This is a genomic window from Albidovulum sp., assembly GCF_049646345.1.
Lineage (GTDB): Bacteria > Pseudomonadota > Alphaproteobacteria > Rhodobacterales > Rhodobacteraceae > Albidovulum.
Window position 1 is genome coordinate 1 of the sequence record NZ_JBARVQ010000674.1, and the last position, 5,202, is coordinate 5,202.

The 5,202-nt window shown below is 63.6% G+C and carries 6 protein-coding genes; 4 read left to right on the forward strand and 2 right to left on the reverse strand.

Annotated features, from left to right (window positions below; all coding sequences use genetic code 11):
- Positions 1–61: 61 nt before the first annotated feature.
- Positions 62–628, reverse strand: a complete 567-nt coding sequence (locus WBB85_RS17625) for a hypothetical protein (RefSeq protein ID WP_432639900.1) — start codon at positions 626–628, stop codon at positions 62–64.
- A gap of 363 nt (positions 629–991) precedes the next feature.
- Between WBB85_RS17625 and WBB85_RS17630 the strand changes: the two genes are divergently transcribed.
- Positions 992–2,281, forward strand: a complete 1,290-nt coding sequence (locus tag WBB85_RS17630) for a DEAD/DEAH box helicase (protein ID WP_432639901.1) — start codon at positions 992–994, stop codon at positions 2,279–2,281.
- 18 nt (positions 2,282–2,299) lie between these two features.
- On the opposite strand, the gene WBB85_RS17635 is transcribed toward WBB85_RS17630, so the two are convergent.
- Positions 2,300–2,758, reverse strand: coding sequence for a hypothetical protein (locus WBB85_RS17635; RefSeq protein ID WP_432639902.1), 459 nt, complete (start codon positions 2,756–2,758; stop codon positions 2,300–2,302).
- A gap of 380 nt (positions 2,759–3,138) precedes the next feature.
- Between WBB85_RS17635 and WBB85_RS17640 the strand changes: the two genes are divergently transcribed.
- The 3 genes from WBB85_RS17640 to WBB85_RS17650 all read left to right on the forward strand — a co-directional run bounded on the left by WBB85_RS17640 (position 3,139) and on the right by WBB85_RS17650 (position 5,107).
- A complete protein-coding gene (locus WBB85_RS17640) occupies positions 3,139–3,738 on the forward strand; it encodes a thymidine kinase (protein WP_432639903.1) in 600 nt (199 codons plus the stop codon).
- Between the two features lie 71 nt (positions 3,739–3,809).
- On the forward strand, positions 3,810–4,778 hold the full coding sequence (trxB, locus tag WBB85_RS17645) for a thioredoxin-disulfide reductase (protein ID WP_432639904.1): 969 nt from the start codon (positions 3,810–3,812) through the stop codon (positions 4,776–4,778).
- Positions 4,775–5,107: an RES domain-containing protein gene (locus WBB85_RS17650; protein WP_432639905.1), complete on the forward strand. Its 333-nt coding sequence runs from the start codon at positions 4,775–4,777 to the stop codon at positions 5,105–5,107. The genes trxB and WBB85_RS17650 overlap by 4 nt, the downstream gene beginning before the upstream one ends.
- Positions 5,108–5,202 lie beyond the last annotated feature (95 nt).

Below are 5,202 nucleotides of genomic sequence, written 5' to 3' on the forward strand. Positions count from 1 at the left end.
GCAGACAAAGTTTCCGAAATAAGCAAAGGGATGTGGCGACAATAGCGTGAAGCTCGTCCTCTCACCCTCCAACCGCAATCTCCCCCCGCGCCACCGCTTCCCGCCGTTTCTCGGCATGGACCTCGGCCTGCGGGCGCCAGTTGTAGCGGGTGTCGGCCACGGTCGGCGACCAGAAAAGCCGCCCGCCATTGCGCCAGGGGTCCAGCACCATCCCGTCATAGATCGTGCCGCCGGGCAGGCTGACCAAGGCGGTCGAATGGTCGATGCCGAAAAGCTCGGGCGTGGCGATGGCGCGCTGCACGTCCAGCGTGCGGAAATGCTCGGCCTTCAGCCGCTTTTCCATATCCTCGGCCCAGTGCCAGCAAAGCCCGCGCGGCCGCAGCCCCATATTGACCTTGGTATTGTGAATGAGCGGCGGGTCGGTGATCCCGTATTCCTGCGCCAGATGCGCCGACCAGGAATAGGCGATCCGGGCGGCCCGCGCGGCCTCTTCCGCATCCACGTCCGGCCCCAGCGCCCGGATCCCCGCCGCCAGCTCCGCCACCTGATCGCGGCTTGCCACTTCGGGTCCCTTGGCACAGGCCACAAGCAGCCCGATCAGCGCCAGAAGGCTTGCCAGTCGTTTCATTCCCGCCTCATGTCCCGTTCGCTTTGCCCGCAATCTAGCGCGGGCCGGGGGGCGGTTTCCAGCCTGCCCGTGTCGGGACGCTGTCGGGACGGATGCCATACGCCTGCCATACGCAAACCAGACGGCGCTTGACTTATGCCCCGAAATGCCCCATTTGCGCCCAGTCCGACCGGCCCGCTGCCGCGTGAGCAGCCGTTCCCCTGTGAAGGGGGCAGAGGCCCGGATACCGGTTCCCATGTCACGCCAGGGGTCCTGCGGTTCAAGGATGGACCGCGCCCCGACACGAGCACGCCGGGCCCATATGGGCCTCGGTGCATTGACTTTTCCGGCCCGTTGATATGGGCCGAACCTTAGGATAACACCTTGAATTACTTCGAAGAACTCGGCATCGACACGCGTGTCGTCGCCAACCTTACGCAGATCGGCCTGACTGAGCCGACCCCGATCCAGACCCGCGCCATCCCGGCCGCGCTTGATGGTCGCGACGTGATGGGTCTTGCCCAGACCGGCACCGGCAAGACCGCCGCCTTCGGCCTGCCGATCGTGACGAAACTGCTGGAAGTCGGCCGCCGGCCGAACCCCAAGACCTGCCGCGCCCTGATCCTTGCCCCCACGCGGGAACTGGCCACGCAAATCACTGAAAACATGCAGAAATTTGCCAAAGACACGCCGATCCGCACCTTCCGTGTGGTCGGCGGCGCCAGCCTGAATGCACAGGCCCAGCGACTGGCTTCGGGCATCGACGTTCTGGTGGCCACCCCCGGCCGTCTGATCGACCTCTTGGAGCGTAAGGCCCTGAAACTGAACGAAGTTCGCTACCTCGTCCTCGATGAGGCCGACCAGATGCTGGATATCGGTTTCATCCATGCGCTCCGCCAGATCGCCCGGCTTCTGCCAACCGAACGCCAGACCATGCTCTTCTCGGCGACGATGCCGAAACTGATGGACGAGATCGCCGCAAGCTACCTGACCAACCCGATCCGGGTTCAGGTCTCGCCCCCCGGCAAGGTCGCCGACAAGATCGAGCAGGGCGTGCATTTCATCAATCAGGGCGACAAGGCCAAGCTTTTGGACGACTTCCTCGTCAAGCATCCCGGCGAACTGGCGCTGGTCTTCGGGCGCACCAAGCACGGGTCAGACAAACTGATGCGACTTCTGGAAAGCTGGGGCCACAAGGTCGGTGCGATCCATGGCAACAAAAGCCAGGGCCAGCGTGAACGCGCGCTGCAGGCCTTCCGCAATGGTGAGATCAAAGTGCTGGTCGCGACCGATGTCGCAGCCCGCGGCATCGACATCCCCGATGTGCGCCATGTCTACAATTACGATCTGCCGAACGTGCCCGAAAACTACGTCCACCGCATCGGCCGCACCGCGCGGGCGGGCAAGGCAGGCCGCGCGATCGCCTTCTGTGCGCCCGCCGAGTTCAACGACCTGAAAGCGATCGAGAAGGTCATGAAGGCCGCGATTCCGGTCATTGGCGGCACCGCGCCCTCGGGGGCCGAGGCCAATGCCGCCGCCAAGGATGCCAAGGCCAAGCAGGGCCAGCGTCAGGGCCGGGGTGCCGCCCATGGCAACAAGCAGCGCCCGGACGGCCAAGCCAAACGCCCGGCCCGCCGCCCCTCGCGGCGCCCGAAGCGCACCAAGGCCGCGTGATCCGCGTGTGAGGCCGGTTCAGCCGGCCTCATGCTCCAGGCTCAGTTTCATGTCGATCAGCACCTTCTGAATTGCCAGCGTCTCGGCCAGAAGGCGCTTGGCCTCATTGATCGAGATCTTTCCGTCCTCGATCGACTGGTTGTATTCGCCCATCAGCATGGCAAAACGCTGGGACAAGGCCACAACGTCAGAGTTGATCCCGCCGGGCTTGGCATTCCGCCGGTCTTCGTCATAAGAGAGCGTAATCCCGCGCAGGTCGGCCAAAGCACCGGTCACATGCGGAAACCGGGATGCCCCTTCCAAGGCAGCGACGACATCAATCGGCATGAACCGGTCGGCATGCTCGGTATCGGCAGAGTAGTAGCGCCCCAGCGTCGCTTTCGACTTGCCGCAAAGGTCCGCCGCAGCTTCGATACCGACATCCTTCACCAATGCCTCGGTATGCTTTTTTAAATAACTTCCGACCGTTCCGGACAAGATAATACTCCCTCTACCTGCCCCGTTCCGCGGCCCGATCGGGCCTCAGGGGGAAATCAACCCTTTCATTCCCATTAATCCCCCCGCCCGGATTTGTCATTTCTAAAGCGTCCCCAAGTGTGGGGATGGGTAAGAGTTTCCGGCGACCCGACGTCGGTTTTGGTGGGGGTTCGTCGCGCTTCTGACAGGTGGGAGGGTCAGGGCCGGGAAACCGGCAGTCGCGCGGCGTTCCCTTTTAGGTATGAGTGGGATGCGTTGTGGGACGAAGGTCGGCCACAGGCATTTAGAGTGTTCGGGTATCCGGCCAGACCGGGGAAGCCTTGGGTGGGCTTCCCCGGTACTGCCTTGCGCGGCCCCTGCCGCCAGCGCTATGACGCGCCATGGCCAAGCTCTATTTCCACTATTCAACCATGAATGCCGGCAAATCGACGCTGCTCTTGCAGGCATCGCACAATTACCGCGAACGCGGCATGGTCACCTACCTTCTGACCGCGCGGTTCGATGACCGCGCCGGAGAGGGCCGCATCGCCAGCCGTATCGGCATTGGCGAGCCTGCCGATACCTATGATACGGCCTCCAACCTTTTCGCGATGATCGCGGCGCGGCTGGAGCAGGGCACGGTCGATTGCATCTTTCTGGATGAGGCGCAGTTCCTGACCACGGCGCAGGTCTGGCAGCTTGCCCGCGCGGTCGACGATCTTGGCGTGCCGGTCATGTGTTACGGGCTGAGGGTCGATTTCCGGGGTGAGTTGTTCCCCGGCTCTGCCGCACTTCTGGCCCTCGCAGACGAGATGCGCGAGGTGCGCACGATCTGCCATTGCGGCAAGAAGGCCACCATGGTCGTGCGGCGGGGTCCCGACGGCAAGGCCTTGCGCGACGGCGCACAGGTGCAGATCGGCGGCAATGAGACCTATGTCTCGCTCTGCCGACGTCATTGGCGGGAAGAGATCGGCGACCGCACCGCCTCCGACGGCGTCTGAGCGGAACCGGGGCTTTTCCCGCCGGACGCGGGCGACTATATGGCTTCCGACACATGCGGAAAGGAATGACGATGGGCGCGGCACGGCATACGAAAGTTCTGATCATCGGCTCGGGCCCGGCAGGCTATACGGCCGCCGTCTATGCCTCACGCGCAATGCTGAACCCGCTTCTGGTTCAGGGCATCCAGCCCGGCGGTCAGTTGACCATCACCACCGAGGTGGAAAACTGGCCCGGCGATACCGAGGTTCAGGGCCCCGACCTGATGGTGCGGATGGAGGCCCATGCCAAGGCGATGGGGGCCGAGGTAATCTCGGATCACATATCCGCGCTCGACCTTTCAAAACGCCCCTTCACCGCAGCGGGTGACAGCGGCACCACCTATACCGCCGATGCCGTCATCCTCGCCACCGGCGCGCAGGCGAAATGGCTGGGCCTGCCCTCGGAAGAGAAATTCAAGGGCTTCGGCGTTTCGGCCTGTGCCACCTGTGACGGGTTCTTTTATCGCGGCAAGGAAGTGGTGGTCATCGGCGGCGGCAACACCGCCGTGGAAGAGGCTTTGTTCCTGACCAATTTCGCCTCCAAGGTCACACTGATCCATCGCCGCGATGAGTTGCGCGCTGAAAAGATCCTGCAGGACCGGCTCTTCAAGAACCCCAAGATCGAAACGCTGTGGTTCCACACGGTCGAGGAGGTTCTAGGCACCGAGGCACCGCTGGGCGTCACCGGCGTCCGGGTGAAACATGTCGAGACGGGCGAGACGCAGGTCGTGCCCTGCGACGGCTTTTTTGTCGCGATCGGCCATGCGCCTGCCTCGGAACTCGTCGTCGATCAACTTGACCTGCATCACGGAAAATACGTGAAGGTCAAACCCGGCACGACCGAAACCTCGATCCCCGGCGTCTTTGCCGCAGGTGATCTGACCGACCATGTCTATCGGCAGGCCGTCACCAGCGCCGGCATGGGCTGCATGGCAGCCCTTGATGCCGAACGCTGGCTGGCCACGCAGGAGGCGGAGAAAGAGGTTGAGGCGGCCGAGTGACGCCGTTTTCGGGGAGGGTCTGGCATTCGGTTTTCGCCACCCGCCGCGACCTTGCCTTGGACGGTGCACAACATCGCGAGGGCCGGTTTCACCATGACGGGCAGAAGGCGCTCTATCTCTCGCCGACGCCTGAACATGCGCGCCTCGCGATTTCGGTCTATGTGGGCCCTGACGACCCGCCGCGTGTAATCCTGCCCCTCCAATTGTCCATGGCGCAGCTTCTCGACCTGCGGGATGCGGGTGTCCAGCGCCAGCTTGGCCTTCAGGGGCATGAGGCGAGCGTGAACTGGCGGCCGGAACGGGCGGCGGGCCTTCCCGCCACGCCCTAGAGCGTGTTGCGGTTTTCGAGATTCAGGATTCCCCCGATGCTTGATCTGTGATTCCCTGTCTGTATGGCAGATATGGGGGTCAGTGATGGGCAAAC

Coding starts and splice junctions, on each gene's coding strand:
- WBB85_RS17640 (WP_432639903.1), top strand. CDS start 3,139: ATGGCCAAGCTCTATTTCCACTATTCAACCATGAATGCCGGCAAATCG.
- trxB (WP_432639904.1), top strand. CDS start 3,810: ATGGGCGCGGCACGGCATACGAAAGTTCTGATCATCGGCTCGGGCCCG.
- WBB85_RS17625 (WP_432639900.1), bottom strand. CDS start 628: ATGAAACGACTGGCAAGCCTTCTGGCGCTGATCGGGCTGCTTGTGGCC.